This window comes from Bacillus sp. TL12, from assembly GCF_022625245.1.
Classification (GTDB): domain Bacteria; phylum Bacillota; class Bacilli; order Bacillales; family Bacillaceae_G; genus Bacillus_A.
This window is the reverse complement of the sequence record NZ_JAJJBY010000267.1, coordinates 1-241: the sequence shown is the minus strand read 5'-3', so window position 1 is coordinate 241 and position 241 is coordinate 1. Positions and strand designations below refer to the sequence as shown.

The 241-nt window shown below is 34.4% G+C and carries 1 pseudogene; it reads left to right on the top strand.

What is annotated here, in order from left to right:
- Window positions 1–241: pseudogene (locus LOK41_RS28865) on the top strand (IS4 family transposase); the annotation flags it as partial.

Genomic DNA, 241 nt, shown 5'->3' with positions numbered 1-241 from the left:
AATTTTGTTTAAAACATGGAAATCGTTTTTTCAGATTCATCATTGTAAAAAGGTGAAACGTGAGCGATTAGAGTGTCATTTGTATGGCCAATTAATTGCCATCTTACTTTGTTCTTCTACGATGTTTCAAATGCGAGAATTGCTTCTGCGAAAGAAGAAAAAAGAACTGAGTGAATACAAAGCCATATACATGATAAAAGATTACCTGCCTCTCCTGCACGAAGCGATACCAAAAGATATT